Source organism: Bacillota bacterium, from assembly GCA_013314855.1.
Lineage (GTDB): Bacteria > Bacillota > Clostridia > Acetivibrionales > DUMC01 > Ch48.
On the sequence record JABUEW010000024.1, the window covers coordinates 20,758 to 43,357 of the forward strand.

Annotated in this window: 33 protein-coding genes and 3 other RNA genes; 4 read left to right on the plus strand and 32 right to left on the minus strand. The window is 40.7% G+C overall.

Features of this window, described 5'->3' with window-relative positions; all coding sequences use genetic code 11:
* Positions 1–9: 9 nt before the first annotated feature.
* The 7 genes from HPY74_05995 to HPY74_06025 all read right to left on the minus strand — a co-directional run bounded on the left by HPY74_05995 (position 10) and on the right by HPY74_06025 (position 5,414).
* On the minus strand, positions 10–390 hold the full coding sequence (locus HPY74_05995) for a DUF2190 family protein (protein ID NSW90220.1): 381 nt from the start codon (positions 388–390) through the stop codon (positions 10–12).
* Between the two features lie 13 nt (positions 391–403).
* A complete protein-coding gene (locus HPY74_06000; GenBank protein NSW90221.1) occupies positions 404–592 on the minus strand; it encodes a hypothetical protein in 189 nt (62 codons plus the stop codon).
* Entirely contained in the window at positions 589–1,680 is a 1,092-nt protein-coding gene (locus HPY74_06005) for a transcriptional regulator (protein NSW90222.1), read from the minus strand. Before HPY74_06005 ends, HPY74_06000 begins: the two co-directional genes overlap by 4 nt.
* A gap of 221 nt (positions 1,681–1,901) precedes the next feature.
* Complete coding sequence (locus tag HPY74_06010) at positions 1,902–2,153, minus strand: hypothetical protein (protein ID NSW90223.1); 252 nt, start codon at positions 2,151–2,153, stop codon at positions 1,902–1,904.
* Positions 2,154–2,175: 22 nt separating this feature from the next.
* Complete coding sequence (locus HPY74_06015; GenBank protein ID NSW90224.1) at positions 2,176–2,373, minus strand: hypothetical protein; 198 nt, start codon at positions 2,371–2,373, stop codon at positions 2,176–2,178.
* Positions 2,370–3,959 (minus strand): hypothetical protein, encoded by a 1,590-nt coding sequence (locus HPY74_06020; GenBank protein NSW90225.1) that lies wholly within the window; start codon positions 3,957–3,959, stop codon positions 2,370–2,372. Before HPY74_06020 ends, HPY74_06015 begins: the two co-directional genes overlap by 4 nt.
* A gap of 3 nt (positions 3,960–3,962) precedes the next feature.
* Positions 3,963–5,414, minus strand: coding sequence for a phage portal protein (locus HPY74_06025; GenBank protein ID NSW90226.1), 1,452 nt, complete (start codon positions 5,412–5,414; stop codon positions 3,963–3,965).
* 149 nt (positions 5,415–5,563) lie between these two features.
* Here HPY74_06025 and HPY74_06030 point away from each other — a divergent pair, with 149 nt between their 5' ends.
* Positions 5,564–5,737: a hypothetical protein gene (locus HPY74_06030; GenBank protein ID NSW90227.1), complete on the plus strand. Its 174-nt coding sequence runs from the start codon at positions 5,564–5,566 to the stop codon at positions 5,735–5,737.
* Here HPY74_06030 and HPY74_06035 read toward each other — a convergent pair.
* Both HPY74_06035 and HPY74_06040 read right to left on the minus strand, forming a co-directional pair.
* Positions 5,696–6,022 (minus strand): hypothetical protein, encoded by a 327-nt coding sequence (locus HPY74_06035; GenBank protein ID NSW90228.1) that lies wholly within the window; start codon positions 6,020–6,022, stop codon positions 5,696–5,698. The two genes, HPY74_06030 and HPY74_06035, sit on opposite strands and share 42 nt — an antisense overlap.
* A 221-nt stretch (positions 6,023–6,243) precedes the next feature.
* Entirely contained in the window at positions 6,244–6,417 is a 174-nt protein-coding gene (locus HPY74_06040) for a hypothetical protein (protein NSW90229.1), read from the minus strand.
* 95 nt (positions 6,418–6,512) lie between these two features.
* On the opposite strand from HPY74_06040, the gene HPY74_06045 reads away from it, so the two are divergent.
* Complete coding sequence (locus HPY74_06045; protein ID NSW90230.1) at positions 6,513–6,758, plus strand: hypothetical protein; 246 nt, start codon at positions 6,513–6,515, stop codon at positions 6,756–6,758.
* On the opposite strand, the gene HPY74_06050 is transcribed toward HPY74_06045, so the two are convergent.
* Positions 6,730–7,323 carry a hypothetical protein gene (locus tag HPY74_06050; GenBank protein NSW90231.1) on the minus strand — a complete coding sequence of 198 codons (594 nt, stop codon included), beginning with the start codon at positions 7,321–7,323 and terminating at the stop codon, positions 6,730–6,732. The genes HPY74_06045 and HPY74_06050 overlap by 29 nt on opposite strands.
* Positions 7,324–7,609: 286 nt before the next feature.
* On the opposite strand from HPY74_06050, the gene HPY74_06055 reads away from it, so the two are divergent.
* Positions 7,610–8,068 carry a hypothetical protein gene (locus tag HPY74_06055; protein ID NSW90232.1) on the plus strand — a complete coding sequence of 153 codons (459 nt, stop codon included), beginning with the start codon at positions 7,610–7,612 and terminating at the stop codon, positions 8,066–8,068.
* Here the strand turns inward: HPY74_06055 and HPY74_06060 are convergent.
* The 22 genes from HPY74_06060 to HPY74_06165 all read right to left on the minus strand — a co-directional run bounded on the left by HPY74_06060 (position 8,065) and on the right by HPY74_06165 (position 20,711).
* Positions 8,065–8,271, minus strand: coding sequence for a hypothetical protein (locus HPY74_06060; protein ID NSW90233.1), 207 nt, complete (start codon positions 8,269–8,271; stop codon positions 8,065–8,067). The genes HPY74_06055 and HPY74_06060 overlap by 4 nt on opposite strands.
* Positions 8,272–8,292: 21 nt before the next feature.
* Positions 8,293–9,969: a phage terminase large subunit family protein gene (locus HPY74_06065; protein ID NSW90234.1), complete on the minus strand. Its 1,677-nt coding sequence runs from the start codon at positions 9,967–9,969 to the stop codon at positions 8,293–8,295.
* Between the two features lie 260 nt (positions 9,970–10,229).
* Positions 10,230–10,736, minus strand: a complete 507-nt coding sequence (gene loaP, locus HPY74_06070; protein ID NSW90235.1) for an antiterminator LoaP — start codon at positions 10,734–10,736, stop codon at positions 10,230–10,232.
* Between the two features lie 26 nt (positions 10,737–10,762).
* A complete protein-coding gene (locus tag HPY74_06075) occupies positions 10,763–11,323 on the minus strand; it encodes a DUF3486 family protein (protein NSW90236.1) in 561 nt (186 codons plus the stop codon).
* Between the two features lie 12 nt (positions 11,324–11,335).
* On the minus strand, positions 11,336–11,671 hold the full coding sequence (locus HPY74_06080) for a hypothetical protein (GenBank protein NSW90237.1): 336 nt from the start codon (positions 11,669–11,671) through the stop codon (positions 11,336–11,338).
* Positions 11,668–11,997 (minus strand): hypothetical protein, encoded by a 330-nt coding sequence (locus tag HPY74_06085; GenBank protein NSW90238.1) that lies wholly within the window; start codon positions 11,995–11,997, stop codon positions 11,668–11,670. The genes HPY74_06080 and HPY74_06085 overlap by 4 nt, the downstream gene beginning before the upstream one ends.
* A gap of 120 nt (positions 11,998–12,117) precedes the next feature.
* Positions 12,118–12,441 (minus strand): DNA-binding protein, encoded by a 324-nt coding sequence (locus HPY74_06090; GenBank protein ID NSW90239.1) that lies wholly within the window; start codon positions 12,439–12,441, stop codon positions 12,118–12,120.
* Between the two features lie 59 nt (positions 12,442–12,500).
* Positions 12,501–12,860 (minus strand): hypothetical protein, encoded by a 360-nt coding sequence (locus HPY74_06095; GenBank protein NSW90240.1) that lies wholly within the window; start codon positions 12,858–12,860, stop codon positions 12,501–12,503.
* Between the two features lie 51 nt (positions 12,861–12,911).
* A complete protein-coding gene (locus HPY74_06100; GenBank protein NSW90241.1) occupies positions 12,912–13,460 on the minus strand; it encodes a hypothetical protein in 549 nt (182 codons plus the stop codon).
* 165 nt (positions 13,461–13,625) lie between these two features.
* Positions 13,626–14,120: a regulatory protein GemA gene (locus HPY74_06105; GenBank protein ID NSW90242.1), complete on the minus strand. Its 495-nt coding sequence runs from the start codon at positions 14,118–14,120 to the stop codon at positions 13,626–13,628.
* Between the two features lie 35 nt (positions 14,121–14,155).
* Entirely contained in the window at positions 14,156–14,827 is a 672-nt protein-coding gene (locus tag HPY74_06110; GenBank protein ID NSW90243.1) for a hypothetical protein, read from the minus strand.
* A complete protein-coding gene (locus HPY74_06115) occupies positions 14,820–15,134 on the minus strand; it encodes an AbrB/MazE/SpoVT family DNA-binding domain-containing protein (GenBank protein ID NSW90244.1) in 315 nt (104 codons plus the stop codon). The genes HPY74_06110 and HPY74_06115 overlap by 8 nt, the downstream gene beginning before the upstream one ends.
* Positions 15,135–15,147: 13 nt before the next feature.
* On the minus strand, positions 15,148–15,459 hold the full coding sequence (locus HPY74_06120) for a hypothetical protein (protein ID NSW90245.1): 312 nt from the start codon (positions 15,457–15,459) through the stop codon (positions 15,148–15,150).
* A 78-nt stretch (positions 15,460–15,537) separates the two neighbouring features.
* Entirely contained in the window at positions 15,538–16,509 is a 972-nt protein-coding gene (locus tag HPY74_06125; GenBank protein NSW90246.1) for an AAA family ATPase, read from the minus strand.
* A gap of 34 nt (positions 16,510–16,543) precedes the next feature.
* Positions 16,544–18,529 carry a Mu transposase C-terminal domain-containing protein gene (locus tag HPY74_06130; protein NSW90247.1) on the minus strand — a complete coding sequence of 662 codons (1,986 nt, stop codon included), beginning with the start codon at positions 18,527–18,529 and terminating at the stop codon, positions 16,544–16,546.
* Positions 18,530–18,569: 40 nt separating this feature from the next.
* Positions 18,570–18,869: a hypothetical protein gene (locus tag HPY74_06135; protein ID NSW90248.1), complete on the minus strand. Its 300-nt coding sequence runs from the start codon at positions 18,867–18,869 to the stop codon at positions 18,570–18,572.
* 24 nt (positions 18,870–18,893) lie between these two features.
* An RNA gene (locus tag HPY74_06140) (hammerhead ribozyme type II) lies at positions 18,894–18,961 on the minus strand.
* Between the two features lie 238 nt (positions 18,962–19,199).
* Positions 19,200–19,529: a hypothetical protein gene (locus tag HPY74_06145; GenBank protein ID NSW90249.1), complete on the minus strand. Its 330-nt coding sequence runs from the start codon at positions 19,527–19,529 to the stop codon at positions 19,200–19,202.
* A 36-nt stretch (positions 19,530–19,565) separates the two neighbouring features.
* Positions 19,566–19,629: hammerhead ribozyme type II (locus HPY74_06150), an RNA gene on the minus strand.
* 2 nt (positions 19,630–19,631) lie between these two features.
* Positions 19,632–20,318, minus strand: a complete 687-nt coding sequence (locus tag HPY74_06155) for an ORF6N domain-containing protein (GenBank protein ID NSW90250.1) — start codon at positions 20,316–20,318, stop codon at positions 19,632–19,634.
* Between the two features lie 14 nt (positions 20,319–20,332).
* An RNA gene (locus HPY74_06160) (hammerhead ribozyme type II) lies at positions 20,333–20,397 on the minus strand.
* A 77-nt stretch (positions 20,398–20,474) separates the two neighbouring features.
* On the minus strand, positions 20,475–20,711 hold the full coding sequence (locus HPY74_06165) for a helix-turn-helix transcriptional regulator (protein NSW90251.1): 237 nt from the start codon (positions 20,709–20,711) through the stop codon (positions 20,475–20,477).
* A gap of 176 nt (positions 20,712–20,887) precedes the next feature.
* Here HPY74_06165 and HPY74_06170 point away from each other — a divergent pair, with 176 nt between their 5' ends.
* Entirely contained in the window at positions 20,888–22,087 is a 1,200-nt protein-coding gene (locus HPY74_06170) for a helix-turn-helix domain-containing protein (protein NSW90252.1), read from the plus strand.
* The last annotated feature ends 513 nt before the right edge of the window (positions 22,088–22,600 follow it).

A 22,600-nucleotide genomic window follows, 5' to 3' on the forward strand; every position in this document is an offset into this window, starting at 1 on the left:
GCACCTCCATTAATGCGCCTGTATTTGCGGTCCGAGTATGAACCATATTACATTATTGGCATCCTTTGCATCGGTTACCCTTCCGACAGCCCTGTTTTGAGGATTTCCGCTTGCATCCGGATTTGCCTGGGTTGTCAAAAGTTTTGTCGCATCATTCCAGTATACCGCATCACCCTTGTCAAAGGCATCATCTACGGTAATCTGGCTTGTTTCATACTCGGCCTGGTCGATTTCAAGCACTACTTCGGCAGTTGTGCTTTCATCCGTGGTAACCGACTGGACGGCCATGCCGAAAAATCCGTCCAACAGGTAAAACTTACCCTGCTCAATTGTTGTGCTGACCGGTACGGTTACCTTTACCGATGCAGCTCCTGAAACCTTTCTTCCCATTTGTCACGCCTCCTTAATAATAGATTTTTACCGATTTGCCCGTAGTTGTTGGAATCTGGCTTAACACCTTCGGCCCGGGCTGCTCTGAAAGTTTATTGCTTACAATGCCCTGCCGGGTTATGGCCTTTGCTTCAAACTTTCCGCCTTGGCCATTGCTCACAAAAGACTGTGACTGAGGATTAAACCTGACCAGTGAACTCATATGGACACCGTCCTTGCTTTCAGCATGCCGCCTTTGTTTTTGTCACCTGCATTTGATGTTCCAATGCCTGCAGGCTTATCGATATGGAGCTTGTTGAAAGTATCCTTCAATGTCTCATCGGCAAGAATCTTATCGATTTCTCCTGCAATCTGTTCCTTTGTCGCATTCTCGGGAACGATGAGCATTTTCTTTACAAGGCTTTGGGCCATTTCGCCGGTAACCCTTTCCTTCACAACATCATCGATGAGTTTTGCATGTCCGGCCTTACGCTTTTCTTCCAATGCAGCTGCAGCTTCCTTGGCAACGGCAAGTATGTCCATCTCGCCGGATACCTTAAGAGCTTCCTTAAGCTTGCCCAGGGTATCCAGAGAGCATGTAACTTCATTAAGCCATTTTGCATCCATTTCACCGGCGACCTGCTGCACGGTCAGTCCCATTTCACCCATGATCTGTGCCACTGTGACTTCCTTGTTAATCCTCATAGCATTCAATTTTGCCATTATTTCCTTCCATGTCATGTCTGTATTCGCACCTCCTGTTATTTCTTCCATCTCTCCAATGGAAACGATTTTTGTGGGCATCCCTGCCCGGCCCAGCGGAGTCCAGTCAATGCTAAGCGGCATATAATCCACTACATTTGTTTCTCCTGCAATCTGCTGAAGCTTGGGTATGCCAAATATGCTGACTGTTTTTACAACCTTTCCTTTGATCCACCTTTTAAGGTCAGCTGCGGACTTATCTATAACTCCTCTAAAATATGCCTTGCCATCCTTCCATATTGCCCCCACCCAATGTGTAACCGGATCAGGAAACTGATGGTCCACGTCCTCTGCTTTTTGATGCCCCAGGAATCCCGGCAGACCTTGACTCATTACCTCGCCGACAATTTTCTGCAGAGCTGCAGGCTGATAGTTCCATCCGCGCTTTGACTTTCCGGTCGGGACTTCGACCACCACCTCCATTGGCTCAGTGTCTCCAGCCTTTAGCGCATTCACATCGACACCTGGTGCCAGGGGAATATCCTCCGGTTTCATTTCGCCGGTGATTACGGCATTGATTGATACCGTTTCTCCGGCTATCTGGCTCATTTCTCCGGTCGCATTCCTTATGCATTTATATTTGACCAAGTTTTTTCACCTCCCTTCAACATCCAACCCTGTTTTTGGCATAAAAAATAAAAGCCCTTTTGGACTCTTATTCTATCGGTTTAAATAGCGTTACAACGCGTTGCAACGGGGGTACAATGGATTTTTATGTATAAGTCTATATATAAACCATGCATAATATAAAATTAGGCTTAAAACGGCGTTTATTTTTCTACCTTGATTTCGAAGCTTACGTCATAGTTTCCCGAATTGATAGCATCATATGCTTTCTTATACTGCAAGATAATATCCTTTATGGCTGGCGGTATTATTTGACCGCAAGTACATGCCTGCCATTTAAACTGGTTTATCAAAGGCTGTGACAAGTCTATACGAAGCCCTATGCCGCAGCAGGGAAGAGTGACAGTTACATACCTGAGTTCGTTACTGTTGCATCTTACATATGCTTCTCCCATCTTTATGCACCTCGCTTTCACTTCAATATACACGTTTTTTGGACCTTATTCCGCGGTCTTCAAGCTCCTGCTCATTAAGTTTATACATATGTGATACAACCTCTTCTCCGACATCTGCCATTGTAATTTTTTTATCTCCGAAAATACTTTTTAGTGCCTCATCTAATTCCCTACGGTTTTTTGTTGCCAGTATGCGCCTTTTCTCATTTTCACTTATCATTCCTTCACCATCCTCTCAATGAACCGGTATAGCATCATATCCCTGGATTTAAGGTTCTCTGGGTCAATGAAGTATTCCCGGTACCCTTCGGCAAAATATTCTTTTAAAAGCTTTGTATTAAATATTGTACCATTTTCTGAAGGAATGAAATAGTCCCCCCGATAAACTTTTGCCTGCAGGTCTGAAACAAACTTGCTGATGCCTTCATGCTGCAGCATAATGAACCCTTCACTGTGCTGCAGGTTTATAATCAAATTGTCACGACTGATTTGCTTTAAGTCTATCCCTGCGTTAAGCACCTTTATGAACTCATCATCGTTGTATAGGTCAAGAATGTATGAAAGAGCATGACCTACCTCATGTATGACTTCACCGTATTCAGGTTCTTTTAGTATCCGGATTGACATATCGTCTGCATAAAATCCTGAAACTTTATTCCAACCGGTATTTATCTTAACTCCTTTCTCCTTAAGCATCTGTATATGTTTATATGGTATAAGCATGAGTTCAGTAACAATGGCCTGTATATCAGCCATGTCATTATATCCGGGGGAGAGATTGACCGTTTTCAATCCCTGGATTGCGCCATCAGTTATACCGTTATATGTCCGCTGGTACCATTTTTCAAGTCCGGGTTCGCTTTCCGGGTTATCCCTCCATCGTTTTAACCTTTTCTTGAAATCGTCGGAGCTCTCGTAAATTGTAACCAGGATGCACATTTCATTCGGATGCGCCGGATACTCCGGCACATTATCAGGCTGGTAAACGCCTGCTCCTAATCCCTCATCATTTCGGGCAAGGGCATCACATATATCGGTTGCCGGGTGCGACGGGCTAAGGACCCATTTTATCCCTTTGCAGCCCGGGCTGTTTTTTGCGGCTTCAATTGTTCCCTTTCCAAAAGCCTTTGTTGTTTCGGTCCTTGCGAGGCGCAGCGCTTCATAAGATAAATTGCCGGGTACCTTGCCATGCAGTCTGTCCATCAGCTCCGGGTAATCTTTTACAAGCGTCCTGGCATCTTCGTTCACATACTTTTCAAGGAGCCTTGCTGTTTTTACCGCGTCCATGCCCGTGGCAACCGATTCCTGGATAATTTCAGTTATGGCCTTCCTGGCGGTCTCTCCCTGTTTCCATATCCTGTCCGAAAGCTTTAAGCCGCCTTTTGTCTCATTCCAGCATGCTTTTACCGCATTCCTGTTAATCCGGAAGAATGACTGGTTGACTTTTGACATTTCAAGCCCTGAACCATCAAGCATTTTGAATGCTATAGCTTTTGAATATCCGGTCCCGGCATCCACGGCAGCGTCGATATATTTTCTCATATATTTTGACAAATTTTCATTAAGATTGCCTGCCTCGTATACCAGGAGTTTCTCCACCTGTTCAAGCTGGCTTTTACGGAGCGGGGAAGAGGCGGCATTGAGGGATTTTATCCTTGAAGCGACCCTTTCGGCCAGCCTGATATACAGGCTTTTGATTTCTATGTCCTGAACATGGCGTATGTTAATAAACTTCTTTCTTGCCTCCAGAGCATACTTTTTATATTCACCGGCGGCATCCTTCAGCTTGTCTATTTCATCACTCATCTGTTATGACACCTGCCCCAGCTCTTTGTCGATTTCCTCTTTCTGGCTTTCAAGGAACTGCCCGTCCTCAAGGCGCATCCTCATCAGCCTGGTCTTCATGATACGCTCGCGCTCCCCGGGAATTTCCGGGTCGTCGCTTATATAATCATTCATTGTTGTAATATACTGAGCCAGGAATTCTGTAGCGGCCTCAAGGCTTATGAAGCCTCCCTGGAGTGCGGTGTCAAGTGCTTTTGTTACCCTTTCAAGAACCTCGGCCACATCTTTTTCATCCCTGGGATCAACCTCATCCCATTCAAGCACAGTCGCATAGGTGCTGAATTTTTTAGCCTCTGCCTGGGCCGTCATCGCAAGAACTATACGCGCCAGGCGCTGCCAGCTTTCTGTAAAGTGCTCCCTTTTTCTTGCAATCCTTCTGACCAGGATTGGCATCTGTTCCTTGACCGAGCTCAGCGAGCTGGGAGTGTGCACTCCAAAAGCAAATTCAGGTGTTTCCGATGTATCGACGATGCAATAAAAAAGCAGCTTCAAAAGGGCAGCCGCATCCCCGGTTGCGCTTTTAACCTCAATAAAATTCGCATCTTCATCATCCTGGAACAGGAAAAACTCGTGTCCGTCCAGGCTGATGGTTCCACCTTCAGCTGCAAATTTCTGTGGGTCGGTTATACCGAAGTTGTTTGCCAGGAATGCGGCCAGGTTTTTTATCTTGAATTTAAGCCGTGGTGTGCTGTGCATCTTGCTGCCCTGTATTGCGTGGAGCAGTACATCGTGGTATGCCTTCATGAAAGGCTCTATCGGCTCCAGATCGGACTGGCCGAACTCTTTTGTCTCATCACCTTCATTCTTAAAGTGTACTATGGGGATAAAGCCCCATGGATTCACTTCCTCACCGACCGTTATGTCCGGAGGCACATCACCAATAACCCGAATAATTCTTTTTTGAGCTGTAATGCGCTGCACCACAGTGGCTCTTTTCTGATTTTCACTTTCATCAAGCCATGTATGGGCAGACTGCAGCACATATTCCCTGACATTGTTCGTTAACGGATTTCTGATGATATGTGTTACCTGTTCCGGAGGTATAATGTTGAATTTGAGCCTTACTTTAGATTCGGGATACAGGGCTGCATCCTCATGTTCCTCGCGGGTTATCCATACAAAACAGTCTCCATCCCTCAAAGCATTCCTATGTGTGCGCTGCATCTTTGAAACATTATCGCTGAAAAAGTCATCCAGGATTTCCTGCGCATCCTCATCTTTGCTCTTAAAACGCGGGACACCCATAAATCCTACTGTAGTATTTATGACAGGCTTTGCAAAGCCTGCACCCAATTTGTAATTATCGTCGGTGTTATCATAAAGCGCCCGGGCTTTAGCATAATCTACTCGACTGGAATCCAGTTTGTATGCATTCATGTATGTGCCGGTTTTAATGCCGAATATGGAGCTGAACATATTCCTTAGCTTTGAAATTTCACCGATAGCTTTTTCCAACCAGTTCACAGAATCACCCGCTTTCTTGTATGAATTGTGTAAACCTCCCTCATGATGTAAAATGGAATTGTCCAAAAACCAAAATTACATGAGGAGGGAGGTGATTACATATGGAAGACAATATTCTTATTTGCCCTTTTCAAAAAAGCAATATTAATCCAAAACTTGCACAAATACACAAGCAGTCATCTAAAGTTCCATGCAAAGAAGAATGTGCATTGGCAGTTAAACAGGATGATGGCTCAATCATTTGCTCCATCAAGCTTTTGGCCACCAAAAAGTGACTGCTCCATAATTTCACATTCGAGAATCTCTTTGATAGCCTCAATTTGATATAGATTGAGGCTTCTTTTTTTCAATACGTTCATCAAATCTTCAACCGTATTAAGAATAGTCTCTGCTTGCCAATCTGACATGGCGCAATCATCTTTTAGATACTGCTTATATGCTTTCCGTCTCTTGCTCGGCACAATGGGCTCTGCCTGAACCTTATCGCCCGATGATATATTCAGCTCCGGCAGATCCGAAACACCTTTCAATTCTTCTAAATGCCTTTTTATGTTTTCCATTTATAAATACCTCCCGTTCCTGTTTATTGTAAATTCCTCCCTCCCGGTGTAAAATGGTATTGTCCAAAAACCAAATCTACATGAGGAGGGAGGTCTTATGATGGATTTTAAAGAGATAGAAAAAAATCTGCGAAGTAAATGTAAAGTTGATAACAATTCAGGTGTTGGCAAACTTGCAAATGTATTCCTTGATATTGCAATTGATGTATCTGTTAAAGCTCTTAAAGAGTATTATGAGCAGATGCAACACCTTCAAAACAAGTACCCAACTGATCAGCAATAATCCCTGCGATCTCTTTTGCAAGCTCATCAGGCTGGACTTTAGCTTCAAGTTCAGCCAATTTCCTTTCTACTTCTGTCAACCTGGCAGCCAAATCTTTCGAGCTCACCTTCACTTAAATCACTCCCCCGTTTATTGTAAATTCCTCCCTCATGTTGTAAAATGGAAGTGCCAACAATCCAAAATATCGACAGGAGGGAGGTGTTTTGCTTGAAATATCCTAATGTCATTTATACATATCCCAGTTATTGTTCTGAGATTGATGATTATGTCACTTTGCACATCGAATGCAATCAATACCCAGCAGCAGGCACATCCAAGATTTTTTTAATACCGAATTCATTTAAATGCGAACTTGATTCATCAAATGATTTTCACAATTGTTCTAAAGCCAGCGGCTGTCCTGTTTACCGGCGTGCAGAAAAGATTATCTATGACAACCAATCCCAGGGCTAATAATTACTCCTGTGATTTCAGAAAGCTTTCTGAATTTGGCCCACCAGTTAATTACATATTCATTTGCTCGGGATGGGTGAGGATGGCATTTGCTCTCATATTTACAAAACATGCAGGGCAATGCGTCCTGATCAATTTTATATTGCGCCCTGAAAAACTCGCGTCCGACAGATATACAAACGCTTTTTATAGGCTCATGCATATAATGCCCTTCAGGTACTTTTTGACTTTCAAGAACATCCTTCAGCTTACAAAGCCCTATATTGAAATACTCATTTTCTCTGCCAGGCTGTGTTTCATCCAGTATGAATTCTGCCTGCTGTTTTTTTACATATGCCTGGATATGCATGGCTATGCAGTACAATTCCTTGTCTGTCAAAGTATCAGGCTTTTCATTGTCAAATTTTTCTCCGATTTGCTTTGAAAGTACTTCAGCCAGGTTATCCTTATCGTAATTATCACTCAGGTACGTTTGGTACTTTTCGCGTCTTTCCATCTCCATGCTGTTCACTTCCATTTCGTTTATTGATATACCTTCATGCTTCGAATAACTTTCAATTGCCATTCGTCAAATATAACCCCCTTTCCAACCCCCTTAGTCACAAACTCGACGGCCATCCTTGCGGAATTGATTGCCATGCCAAAGTGGTTCGGGACATTCTTTTTGTATCTTATCTTTTTGTCCTCACCTTCACCGATTTCTTCTTTTACCAGTTTCTTCAGGTGGGACTTTATCGTGCTGATGATTTTTTCCTCGTCCGGATTCCTTGGTTATTGTAAATTCCTCCCTCATGTTGTAAAATGGAAGTGCCAACAAACCAAAATCACAACAGGAGGGAGGTGTGTTTATTTTGTCAGATTACAATACAGAGATTCAGCAGATTCTTGGATTAGGCAACCGCCATAAACGATTAAAAAGCACGTTAGAATCCGAACGTGAAGCGTTTATAAGGCAAATGGATTCCTATTTTAAAACAATAGAGAATGAATTAAATATCATCAAGGAAAAACTGCCTAATTCACAAATTAATAAAAAATTACCTGCTGAAAGCGGAGCATCCAGTAAAATTGCTTTGATTACTTATAGCATTTCACCAAATTATGATAATGGCTGTGCTCTTAATGCCCAGATTGGATTTGCCATAGGCAACCAAAATGGTGTTGTGAAAAAAGCTTATTCATATTTTATTGGTGAAGGAAGCCTGGATGCTGAAACCATTCTCAAATCCGGTAAAGAGTTACGCCTTGTAGAGGATGCCTTAAAGAAATTCCTCTATGAATATCACAAATCTTGCACACCCTATTTTTAGTAACGGAATAACTCTTTAAGCTTATCGACCATATCGATTATCGTATTTCCTATACAAGCTATCTCATGATCTGTAGCAGGAAGTATTTCTCCGTTATCTAACCATGCTTCTACGGTTACCTTCACATTAATATTTCCTGCTTCTTTTCCTTTCTTTTTCTGCTGAAGTTCACACTTTATAGGGAACAATAAACCATTTTTCATTTTTGCACCTCCGAATTTCATTTATTGATATACCTTCATGCTTCGAATAACTTTCAATTGCCATTCGTCAAATATAACCCCCTTTCCAACCCCCTTAGTCACAAACTCGACGGCCATCCTTGCGGAGTTGATTGCCATGCCGAAATGGTTCGGCACATTCCTTTTGTACCGTATTATCTTGCTTTCACCTTCGCCGATCTCTTCCTTTACAAGTTTCTTGAGATGGGATTTGACCGTACTGATAATCTTTTCCTCATCTGTATTCCTTGGTTTCGGCAATAAGGCAAGGGGAGGGGTACAGGCAAAAAGGTCTGTTGTTTCATCCAAGGACTCATCTCTATCGACCGTTATTTTCCTGACTTCCTTTTCGTCCTTTCCCTCAGTTCCTTCTTTCATTTCGGACCCGCTGAAGTATTGAATATATCCGGTAGCCTTTCTAAGGCTGCGCACAACCTTTTTGCTTTCGGTCTTATATGGCATTGCATCAATAATAAGGCAGCCGACGTTGAATTTCTTTTCAATTTGTTCAACTAAAGATCCAAGATCTTCTACATCTATCTCCCAGAAGTGCAGGAGCCTTATACCGTCCTCATACGGTTCAGCTACCGCAACATGAGCATTATCACCCATATCAATCCCTACACCGGTCTGTCTTGCGCTATAATCAGTAAAGAAATAGTCACTGGCAGCTTCCACACGTTTTAAAACCTCACTGGATACCGGCTGCATGTTGCCACTGTCCGGAAGAGCCAGAACACTTCTTCGGAATTGTGCTCTTTTGCTCGGTTTATCCTGGACCCGGCCCCAGCGGTTCCATATGAGCTGCAAGTTTGCTCCCGGAACAATTAACTGTGGTACTCTATACCCAAGCCGGTCTTTGCTCCTGTCCGGATGCTCAGGAACCCATTTTCCTGCAGTTACATCAAGTTTTTTCCCACACTTTATACAAACAAGGCTAACTTCGCCTCCCTTCTTTACAAAACACTCGGGAAATTCATCCTCAACCGTCGAATAATGCCCACAGCCGGAGCACTTGATAAGCCATTTCCTCATGTCGCTCAACTGGAAAAGGTCGTCGATGCCGTCTTCTTCATAAAGTGCAACGGAGAAATATTTCTGCCATCCCAGTGAGCCGGGTGCGGATATACGGTCCTGTGCAAGGTCCATGTTTTCCTGGTTGATTAAGGCCACTTCATCAAAAACAATCTCATCTGCCGGAATGGATATGGCACCGGTCTTGGATACCAGGCCGAGTATATACAGGAAGTATGAATCTATTTCCTTAAGGCCTGGCTGGTCGGTTCCATTTAACCTTCCCTTAAGATACTGGCTTCGGTTAATATATGGATCAAACCTTGTCTTGCCAAATCTTTCGGCCATTCTGTCCGTAGGAAGGTAATATATTACATTCCGTTTTAGCACATCTACCATATAAAGGACGTGTGCTATCGCCAACGTTGAGAATCCGGTCTGTGCGCCTTTCTCTATTGTTATATGCGGATGGCTGTTATATATGCTGACGATTTCCTCCATAAACGGCCTTTCTATAGGATCGTAAGCCTGCTTATTGTCTAATATGAAATTTTGCCGGCTGTATTGAATAAAGTCTGCTGTCTTTATTTTCTGTCTTTCTATTTCATCTATGGCTTTTTTTATTTCAAGGATGCTTTTGACTTTTTTGTTTTGATCTTTTAACATAAAAAATTCCTCCTTACCGGGGGAACGAAAATTTAAAAATCATATTTTCATAATTTGCCCGTAAATGCCCTTAAATCCGTTTTAAATTTTTGGACGTATCCAGATATTACTTTCAGTTTTTAAATGGTTATTAAATGAAATTAAATGGGTTTTAAATGGTATCTGAAAAATAGGTAAGCTTCGCCGTCCGGATTTTTTTAAATTCGGCTTGTCACTTCTCCGTATAACCTCCTAAACCTGACACACGACGAGTCAGTATGTCAGACTTCGGATTTTTTAATAACGTTTATCGGAAGGTCCACACATCTTGGTTCACCCATAAAACTAATATCAACCTTTGCTCTAAACCTTCTGGCGTCCAATTTAACAATCCTACCTTCAAGCCCCTGTAGAGGTCCGGACACCACTATAATTTTACTGCCTTCTACAAACACTTCTGATAATCCAAGAGGATCACCGTCTTGTGTCAATCTCAATATGAGGTTTACTTCATTTTCCATGATTGGGATAGGACCCTTATCGTCACCCAGGAGCTTTATTACCCCTGGTATCGGCCTTATCCGGTAATATATATTTGCATCCATTTCAGTTTCAGTTATTACAAAGACATAGCCCGGGAATATAATCCTTAAAACATCTTGCCACTTTCCTTGTTTTAATTCCCTCATGCGCTTCATTGGAACAATGCATTTTATGCCTTGTTCCTGGATAAACTTTCTGATGCCATCTTCCTTGCCTGTCATTACTTGTGCTACATACCAGTTCATTTAGCACCTCCGGGGTATTGCAGGATTTAGCTTTCCTCAACAACATCAGGCTGTTTTTTTACTACATCATAGATCCTGTTATATAGATCCGGATGTTCTCTGCCAAGGGCATCGAACAATTTGTCCATGGCTGCCTGCATACCACTTTCTTCTTTGCTTTTAATAACATTGTCCGTACGTCTCTTGTAGGTTTTTGTTCTTGCCAGGCTGATAATTCCTTTAACCACATCTTCGATTTCCATAGCATCCCATTGATCTTCAGGAGTTGCTATGATTCTGTCGAGAAGTTTTTGAGCAGCTATAACCATAAGAACTTCAACATAATCAAGCTCAGGGTACCTGTTCATTGCTTCAGTAATCCTGCGCAAATTCTCCTGGTTCATTACTGCCATTTGAAGGTCTGCATTAAGGCGTCTGGCATATCTGTAAACTGCGCTTACTGACACTTCATATCCATGCTCCTTCAAAAATTCGTTTATATCCTGGTATGTATATTCCTGTGGCGTCATAATCATTTGCTCAACCGATGACCTAAGTTCAGGAGGTAGACTACCTATTTTACACCTTATACGTGTGCGTTTACCCATGTCATCAGCCCCTTAAATTTCTATAAGTTCATCCCTCTTCCGGAACATAAGCAGCTTTAGACCATCATTGGTAAGCCGTGCTTCCACTTCATCAAGGTCAAAATCGTATATTTCAACCATATCCTTTGATTCAATGCTTCTGACAGCAATAAAACCTCCCTGTTGCAGGTAGTCCAGCGAGAAATAGATATCGGTTTCATCCTTATCCTTGAATGCTACCATCAAGTCCGAAATTCTGAACCATCTCGAATTGAATACTGTGCCAATTGTTCTCACTAGAGCTCCATTGAGTTCTGAAAAGTCTTTTGCGGCAATCTCATCAATGATTTTCTTTTTGTTAATATTCATGCACGTAACCTCCCTTTAAAGTCCAACAAAATATCATAGACTTTATCCAGCTTCTTGCTGATTTCGCTAGTAGTCATAACAAAATCAGATTTCCTAACAAATTCGTCTCCGACTTTTTCTTTAAATTCATAAAACTCGCTTTTTAAACTATCAATCGCTTTGTTGAACATTTTGTTTGAGCTGTCGAGTTTTTCGTTCAAATCATCTATCCTCTTATTAGCAGTAACAATCTTCTGGTCAATAGCGTCTATAGAACGTTTTGTGAGGTAACCTATTATTCCGGTTATAATTCCGACTGCAGTTGGCAGCAGTATCCATAAGTTCATCTTTACACCTACTCTCCGCCGAAAAGTTGCAAAAATAAAAATCCAAGCATCTGTTATACTTGGATTTTAGCTTGATATAGGATTTAATGACACTTGTATTTTTACGTCGATTTTCTGAACTTAATTTCCGAATAAATTTATTTGTCCATTCATGGGTTGCTTACGCTTTTCTTTTATAATATCCTTGCATATATAACGTATGGTGGATACGCTTTTATTATATTTCGAAGCAAGTTCCCGAAAATTATACCCGGTAAATTCCTCTCGAATTTTATTTATCACCAAAGGCCGCTCTATTGTTGCAACCATTGGGATATACAGATTATCCCCGCCTGCTATTCTGGCGATCTTTTTAGCATTTTCCATGCCTATTTCATCGATAATCTGTGCGAACGTCCTTGAAACTTTATTTTTGCTAATATCATTTAATTTCTCCTGCCTCATTAACTTCACCACCTTTATACATCAAAACCCGTGTTTTGTCAATCATACGCAGAGCTTTGCTAACGCCGCTGAGTATGCCCTATAACCATATGATCATGCGCTGAAACCTCATATTGGATATCATTAAACCAAATGCTTAAAAGATAAGCGCACGCGGCTTCCTTATATTCATGCCCTAGTTCAAATGAGGACATTATTGCCTTAATATGCCTTAGTGCTTTATATGGATCTATGCCTTCTTTTGGGGCCCATCTTAATATTTCAATACCATAAAAGAACCAATCACTAATGAGTTTACTCCATTTATTTCTTTTCCCAATACCGAATTCATTAGGTATAGATTGCATTGGCGGCAATAATTCTGACAATTTTCCACCTAAAACTAAGTCCATATCAGTAACTTCTTGAACTTCAAACATATTTAACATCTCCTTTACATTTCTATTGCATAATATCGTTATGAATGAGCATCACAAATAAGCCGCATCATGAAATATAATATCAATACCCTTACCCTGCAATATCGATTGATGATAGTCCAGCTCATTGATTACCGCGACGATAGTATCAAAAGCGGACTTAAGCTTAAGAAAGCGGTGCAAATAGTTAAATGTTATGCCGAGCAATATTTTTATCTGAAGTTTTGTGAGCTTATCGATTACTTTTAGTCGCTTTTCTTTTTCCTTAATCTCATCAGACCAAACACCTTCATTTGCAAGTAACATCACCATATCAATGTCATCTATGAGAGCTAAAGCAGTGTTAAACCAAGCAACCCCTGATTTTCTATATTCATCATCAACGTAAAAATCTACGTCCTTCCAAGGCAAATTCCTGTCGAGCTGGCGTATAGCCTCCATTAACTCATTGTACATATCACCAGCAATATTCGCCATTTCATTGATTTGCTCTTCGTAAAAATCATAGTATTGGCTACCGCCCCTATAATTCCACTGATACTCCATGATTTTTGTAAGTTCTTTGTCGATAGACCAATAATCCAACGCATCTCCATTCATAAACCATCTTCCTCCTCCTTTAAAGTCCAAATAATGAACTTGGCTCTGGCGATACCCCGCCCCCTTATCGCGGCCCCGGGAAAATTACATTGGCGTTTACGACCACCTTGCACCTACCAATTACCGGCTATACTTCAACCCTTTTTAGCAGAGCCTATTTGTCCCTCATATAGAAATCTTCCTTTTCCGCTTTTCATTTTGCACCAGCTTTTTAACTATCTCTATCAGTTTAATGCCCTGGTCAAAAGTAACAAACCTGAACGGATCCTTTTCAAATGCTGATATATGAAGGTTTTTTTCGATTATGCCGCACAACCTTTTTGAAAGTCTTGCCTTTGAAGGTTCCACATCCAGTTCCGCAAGTCTATACATAAAATACCATACCTTCTTGACCTGGTCCGGTGTTATCATGCCCGGTCTGTGTGCCTGGTTGCTTGTTGCTTTTGATTTTCTTGGAAGGTTTTGTCCCTCTTTTAACCTTATAAGTTCGGAAATTACAGTCCCTGCATCGGATATGGTAAGCTCGCTTATGGATTCTTTTCCGGTTAATCCATATACCAGAGCGTGCAGATTATCATTTGGATTGTTCTTCTCGTATATTCCAAGCTGCGTAGCCATGCCATATATTGTCCGTCTTTGCTCGTTTGTCATTTTTGACAATTGCAGTACCTCCTTTCCTAAGACGGCAGCAATATTTAATTGCTGCCGTCTCCATCACTGTATTCAATGCCAACCTTGATGCCTTCCTCAACAACAATAGCTCTGCCAATGGCCTGCAGCGCTTCCTCAAATGATTGGGTATCAGGGTTATATCCTGCCGCTTTAAGCAATTGTACTATTTTCTCGTAATTTATTGCATCCTGAACAAAATAGGCATAATATTCTGCATTCGTTTGGCTTAAACCGGCAATGTTCTTTAACGTCTCAACGTCCTTTTTCCAATTGCCCTTGAGTTTTTTGCCAAGAGCCGCCCGGATCTTGGCATCATCCGTAATTTCTTTTATCACGCTGTCCAATGTCTGCCTTACATATGCTTCCTGAAATACGGATATTAAAATCCTTTCAAAGGGTTTAGAGTACTTATATCTTATCTCTTCGCTCATGTGATCTTTTATTATATCCCCCAATGTGTGCTTCAATATCTCTGGGAACTGGACATTTAGCATCTCGCTTTGGGTTACAACCGCTTTCGCTTTGTCATTGCCCCAAAACTCTACTTGTTTGATTTTCTTGTTGCGCATTTCATCAAGGCCAACTTGCCCAAGTTCGCCTTTCAATTTTTCTATCTCCGCTTTGCAGTCGGAATAAAGCTTGGACCATTTTGCCAATTCGTCAACCTTATTCTTTATAACAGCTGCATTATCCACGAGATTCACCTTCTTTCAATCTTTGCTTTCCCGCATAGCCTTCACTGGTAACGAGCATAATGTTATATTGTTTTTTAAACAAGGTTGAGATGCATATTTTGCATATGTATTTCCCCTCATGCTTTGTATCGCCTGTCTTACCGCAAAATACGCATCTTGGCGTATGTGGAGTTATTACCAAATTCCCGTCCTCAACTTTAATGTCTACGGCTTCGCCTCCAAGGTAGTTGTTATACTCCCTTCTTATGGCGGCAGGTATTGTCAGACTACCATTCTTTGATATTACCTTATGCTTCACTTCGTACATTTCAAACCCTCCTTTATATTTGAGAATCTTTGTAAATGTTTTTTATACGGCCATCTTCGCAAAGAAGCGCCATACCACCTATAGAATGTATTATTTCCGCATCCCCAAGAGTCATTTCGTCATTACTATTCATAGCTTCCTCAACAATAGCCCTTTCAAGTGTCATCATTGCAAGTTTTAAATCTTTTCCGGTTTCATCCCTACAGTCTTCGCACCGCTTGCATGACGCTTCGATAATCATGGAAACTGCTTCTTTCTTGTCGATAACACCTTCCATCACACTGTTAATTGCAATACTTACAATATCACTAAATATAACTGCCATTTTCACTAGACCTCCTTTCTTTATATTTTTAAATGCTCTTTAAATCCAATTTAAATTGCGTTATAATTTATTTGGGCGTCAACTGTCGAGGCCGATGCCCAAATAGTGTGCCATGGACTCAAGGCCCTTGAGCGTGATGTCGCCGTTGTTGGATGCGTTGACAAATACCGTCATTGCTCCTCTTATGGCCCATCTGCTCTGGGCCACTCCATGGAGAAATTCTAGTTCTTTCTTCATGCCCCGTTCCACGTAAATCGGAAAAAGCTTCTCAATGTCCTCCATTTTCACATCGCCTGTAGTAAAAAATCTTTTAATTCTAAAGCGATTCCGCACCTGGTCATACTGCTGCTCAAATTTCCCGTTCATCTTGAACCATAAATCGAAGTTCCCCATAAGAACGATCCCGATCGGTGGAAGATCGCTTTCCGGATTTTCATCATTCAGGCAGCGTATGCCATCGATGGCGGATACCGGAAGATGTTGCGCCTCGTCAATAATTAAGATTTTGTTGGACCCATCCAGTTTTTCTCGAATATCCATTTCAAGATCCGCAATATTATGGTTTTCGCTGATGCGGAGCTTTCTTGCTATCATCTTGTATATGATCTTTTGGCTTTTGCATGCTTTTGTGGCAGTTATGAAAATAGCTTCGCTGAAATCGGAAGCGTATTTCAGTCCGCCCTTTGACTTCCCAACCCCTGCATGCCCGATAACGATTCCCATGTACCTGTTTACATGACAATACGAAATCATGTTGTATATTTCCGTTGAAATGGATGTATCAACATAACTAGGCGCCTTTGCGAATGCAGACGCTTTCTTTAATAGGGTAAAGAATTCTTCGGCTTTACTTTCAACGGCCTCCGGATTTGGATATTTACCGCTTAAATATTGGTTTAACATTGGAGCTGATACTCCAATTTCCTGTGCGGTCTTACTCTGACTTTTTCCACTTTCCTTGATGTATTGTAGAATCCTGTCCTTAATATTTGTGTTCATAATATTACCTCCTGTCCTCTGCGTTATAGCGGCTTGGAACGCTTCCGGCATTGCCGGGCCGCATTACAGGAGGGAAGGATTCCCTCTACATTACATTCCTTATCGAATTTTGTATCATCCTCTGAAGATCAATCTCTACTTCTTGCTTTTTCTCAATATCTGACGATATCGGTTCGTTTGCCCTGACCACTTTCAGCACCTTGGCTTCGGGCACTTTCTTGTTTTGACGTTCTTCAATATTCTTGCGAGCTTTCCAGAGCATGATGTCCATATCGCTAAATTTTGATAATTTATCTATGAGGCTGTTTTCCATATATTCTTTGGCAAGTTTCTTGACTTTGCGGGTTTCATGTATTGCGGCTTTTACATCTTCCTTGGAGGCACCATACGGTAATTGTGCTCTATCCACGGGAAGATTACACATGTATTCATCATGCTCATTATAGACACGCACTTCTGATAGATCGTCAGGGTCATAACGCACATAAACTTCCTTTCGGCCAGAGTAATTAAATACAAATTCAGGCGTCCAGTAGTACAATTTTTCTCCGCAAATTTCGATATATACACCTTTCCGCCCAACTTTCTGCATCCTGGTTGAACGCATCAACATCAGGTTCAGGTCATCTGCCTTCGCCACTCTCTTTTCTACCAATTCCTGTTCATAGACTTCAATAGGGCATCGCCCATACATTCCAAGGCCATTGCTGGGAGTTTCATTATACATACCTTTTATATATGTACCAAAGGCATCTTTGAAACTGCTGTCCAGGATCATCCCTTTTCGTGTTTTTAATATCTTTTTAAGCTTTTCGGGCTTTTCCAGAGGATTGCCTCCGCAGAAACCCAAGACCAGACGGCTAAAGTTTTCCTTAAATTCCCGGAAGATGCGCTCGATAACCTTGGCTTTCGCATTTCGCACCTGGGCGTTCCACATCTTTATACCGAGCCTGGCGAATACTCCAGGAGGAATATGGTCCCCTTCATCCTTTTTCCTGCTCCTGTGACCTCTGCCGCCAATATCAAAACACAGAAATTCAGTACCGTTGTCCACATATATGTATTTAGGAATTCCGAATTCCTTAATGCCTTTACGAAGAGCCATAAGAACCGCTTCGCTGGAAGTGTTATTGGTGATGTGCCATCCGACGATCAGTCTGCTTCTTACGTCTGCGAAGGCAACAACAGTGAGGCGATGAACTTTTTCGGTTCCGATCTCAATAGTCATAACATCAAAAGTATGCGCGTCAGCCACCCATACCTCATTAACCTCCAATTCCTCATACATGCGGGTGATATATGGCGATGCCTGGTCTTCAAAAGCTTTATTGCCTTCGCGGAAAAGCTTTACCACTGCAAATGGAATTGTTTTAACTGCTCTATAAAAGCTGTCATAGGCCGGGAGCTCCGGCAGCAGCTCCGGCATTTCCTTTTCCAGGTACCACTTAACTAAGTTATAACACTGTGTTATAGGATGCCGTGCTTCGTCAAGGTAATAATATTTGAACAGTTCCCACATGACATCAGGGATTTTACTTATGCCTTTGGCCCACTTGCCGCGCTTGTCGATTAAACCGTCATAATCGTTTTCACGCAATGCTTTCCATTTGCGATAAAGGTTTGGTACGGATAGGTTTATATCCTTATACTTACTGATATTTGTCTTTACCCACATCTCATCGGCATCAGATAACTGTCCACGATAATTTGTGCGGTACCTCTGCCAATCTTGTATCGCATCAATCCACTGCTGTATTACCTTGCGTTCGTCTTGGCTATACTCGTCAATGCGCTTGGGTGTACGAGCATCTTCAGGAACTTGCGTACTTGGCAATAATGTTATCCTTTTATTTTTAAGGTACTTACGTTTTTCCTTTTCCGTGAGGGAATCAAATGGAATAAGGTAGAAAAAACCATCCTTACCTCCGCCGCTCTCGTTTTTAATCCGAACAGCAACAATCTTGCCGCTCTGAATCATTCTTCTGATAGTGCTCTCATGTTTCCCTTTTAGCTTTGCAAATTCTTTAGTTGTTAAATATTGTTCCTGTTCCCAAGAGTTTAACTGGCCCATTTAATCACTCCATTTCCTAAATATTTTATCTATAAGTGCCTTAAGCAGGCGAAATATTTAGCTCTTTTCTGATTTTTCTTTTTCTATATTCTTTGCCTTCTATAATTTCAAGATAAGCCTCGTAAAATGCCACATCGTAATATGTCAGTTCTATATTTTCATGCTTTTTTACATATTCTTGTATTTCTTCAAAGGGAAATAATAAATCGTGAAACATTCGGTTGACTTCCTCAAAGCATTTGAGGCTTTTAATTTTAATTACAGATGCTATTATCACTTCATCTACAATTTTCAATATATCAGCATCGATAACGAACACAAGTCCTTGACCTGCATACATAATACTTCACCCCTTTGTATTATCTCTGGCCTGTCTCATCGGTGCCGGGAGGCCATCCCCGGCAGACGGGGAACTTAATCCCCGTTTCGACCTTATTGTTATTTCCTCCATTCTGGTGTAAAATGGAATTATCCAAAAACCAAAATTCAAACCAGGAAGGAGGTAAATTCATGTCTATAAGTCTTACTGATATAATTAACGATGGATTTAAGTTTGCTAATACTATGGCCCTTAAATCAGGTGTAAGAGGTCTTGAAGCTCTAAAATCTAAAAAAATCCTTCAAACTGACTTAGGGACAGATTTTGTCGCTAATGTTGTTATAGGATCCATCATGTCCTACCATCAAGAACTTCGCAAAATTCTTCTTGAACAGGGCATTGATATTGGAGACATTGACGCTTAGCTTTTTCATTTCTTAACGCAGCAATTGTGCTTTTAACGTCTTCTGGAGCTCCTCCGTATACTAAAAAGGTATTGACATTGGCAGATTTTGAATATACTGCATTGGTACTTTCGGTCATTATACCAATGTCAACTTCTGCAAAATTGGTGCAGTCGTCCTTAACTACCACACAGCGCTTGTTAAAAGCCTTTGAGTTGATCATAGCTGCTTCTTTTTCTTTGACCTGCTCATTATTGGAGGTCATTTTTTTATTCATAAACATACACCCTTTCTATATTATTTTTTCAAGGATCATGGCCTGCCTCATCAGTGCCGGTAGGCCATCCCCGGCAGACGGGCCTGTGCCCGTTTCGGATATCTAATCTGCTAATAGTTTTTGGTCGTTACGTGCCCATTTCAGTGCTCGATACAAACTGCTGTCATGTGGTATTTGCCATCCGTTTGCTGCAGCTATCTGCTTCCAGTTACGAATAATAACCGAAATCTTCTGACCCGTATTCTGGCGGACCATATCAAAGAAAACCTCCATAGCTTCGTTTCCAGCCTTAAAATGGTTAGTTCTTTTCGGCAAATAAATTACCTTTGTTCCGGTCACCGAGCTATCTACCATGGCAGAAATTTTTTGCACTATAAAAGCGAAATTCCGCTCAAGCTCCCTGACACTATCAACAAGCTCCTTTAATTCATGTTGCCGGCTATTTAATTCTTTTGCCCTGAAATATACTTTGACCAATTGCCGCTGCACCTGCCAGGCAAGATCGTCTGTTAAAGACTTAGCTAACATAAGATAGCCGGACTCAGTGATAAGAATAACTTCACTTGCATTCTTGCCTGTTCCGAACTGCCGACGAATTTCGTCGTTAGTTAGTTTGATACAAAAAAAATCTTCATTTTGGATAAAACGGTTTCTGTTTTCTCTGAAGTTTCGTCCTGCTGTTCCTTCTGGTCTCTTGTGAACCCTGTCAATGTCCGCAAAAGTAATAACCCTTTGCCCGTTGTATTCCTTAATATCTATTACATCATCATTAATCCTTACTGCTAGCATTTTATACTCTCCTTTCCGGCCTGCTATCTTCAGTGCCGGTAGGCCATCTCCGGCAGACGGGCCTGTGCCCGTTTCAGCTTTTCTCACTTATGGTCTTTCAAAACCAGCTCGACGAAATTCGTCGGGCTGATTTAATTCAAAATAATCCTCATATAATTAAGCTATTTTTAAAGCCATTTGCCGTACTTCATCTTCGCTAACACCTAATAAATTCGCAATTGCAGGAGTTATTTTCTTTCCGGGAAGCCTTTTTCCATTAATAATGAGTGAGAGATGTGTTTTAGTTATACCAGCTTCTCTAGCAAAGTCCCCCTGCCTTTTGTTTGCAATAAAAAGGGCTTTCTTAATCTCTGCTCCAAGTAGACTTCTTACCGAGTCATTCATCCTTGCCATTGCCCCTAACCTCCTTTCAAAAATGGAAATACCTTGACAGCTTCTTCGATTGCGATATACTAAATGTAAACAATATTAACTTACTTAGATTATAAACTTGGGATTATTAGATGTCAAGGGTTAAATCTAATATTATTAAATTTTTAGTTGGGAATATTAAGTTCTTAGGAGATGTTATGATGATAGCAGACAGAATTAAATTAATTAGAAAAGAAGCTAAACTTACACAAAAACAGTTTGGTGAAAGAATAGGAGTATCTGATGCTCATATATCCAAAATAGAATCGAATAAAGACAATCCATCAGACAGTTTAATTAAGGTTATATGCATGGAATTTGACATTAATGAGCAGTGGCTTCGGGATGGAATTGGAAACATGAAAGATGCATCCTCCAGGATTACTGAAAAAGCTGCTAATAATTTAGTCTCCACATTTGAACAGTTTAGTCATGAATTGAAAAATAGATTTGATATTGATCAATTTAAACTCTATGGCTCAGTATTGAATGAAAGCCTTGAGAAATTGACAAACAAGGCTAAAACCTTAAGTAATGTGGATATAGGAATACTGGTGCTTTCATTAAAGCTGTTTTTTGAATTATTATCCTCCTACAAACCAGATATGGAGCTTCAAAGTGGATTTAACAAGTATATTCATGAGATCATTTCTAATTTATGTACTTATAATATGCTTCTAGATGATATTTTGCTTGCTGAGCATTCAGCAGAGCCTTTTGATAAGGATAATTATATTAACTCGCTTTCAGAACATCAAAAAAGGCTATTAAAGAACTTTTGGGAGCTATTTAAGCTTCATACGAAAAATTCAAGAAGGTTTGCCGAATTATTTAATGACATTTATTCCGAACTTGCAGAACCGCCAATTTCAGCAGTTAAGGAAGATGAGCCAATTTATATACCTGTTTTAAACATGAGAATGCTAGATGACATTAAACAAAGTGTCGGAAGAATTAACAGACATATTTCCACTGATGAACTCATCCCGGCATCCATAAAAGGTGAAGCCGCAGCCGGAAAACCTATAGAAATATTTGAATATGACCAAGGTACTCTTATGATCGACAAGAAACATGCTCGCTATAACTCGTTTATTATTCGCGTCCGTGGTGATAGCATGATTGAAGCCGATATAAACGATGGTGATTTTGCTGTCATCCGCCCTCAGCCAACAGTTGAAAATGGAGAAATAGCCTTGGTAAATGTGGATGGAGAAGCCACAATAAAGTATTTTTATAAAACTAATAGTGGTTATGAGTTACGTTCAGCCAATTCAAACTATGCGCCTATGTTTTATACTGCACAAGATAATATCAATATCATCGGTAAAGTCGTTGATGTGATAAAACCTTATTAATTATTACATATAATAATTAATAAGGTACGTACCTATTTTCTTTCATTCTAACACGGACTGAAATTCAAAGGACGAAATTCGTGATTACAGCAGTCCAAAAGGTTTGACGCTCATCATTGAATCCGGTTATTTAATGTTGGCCAAATCTCTAATAGATGATCTTGACTGGCAGGTGCAGCGTATATTTTTTAATTAGTCGTTTAAATCCTTAGTGGATTAAACGCCCAGTCTAAAAAGTTGCTTTATAATACTCTGCCTATAAGACCCCTTTGAGATCTTTTATGTTTAATTTACACTTTAAAACAAATTTAATAATAAACTTGACATAAATAAGAAATTATTATAATCTACTTTATAGAAAAATGTAAAGGAGAGGTGTTATTTTGCAGAGCTGAAGCATGAAAATTTTATTCTTATCCATTAATAGTGGCTGCGTTAGTAATTTTATCCAATTATATAATAATATTACATAAATTTAACCATACGTTTAAGTCATCGGATAACACTATAACC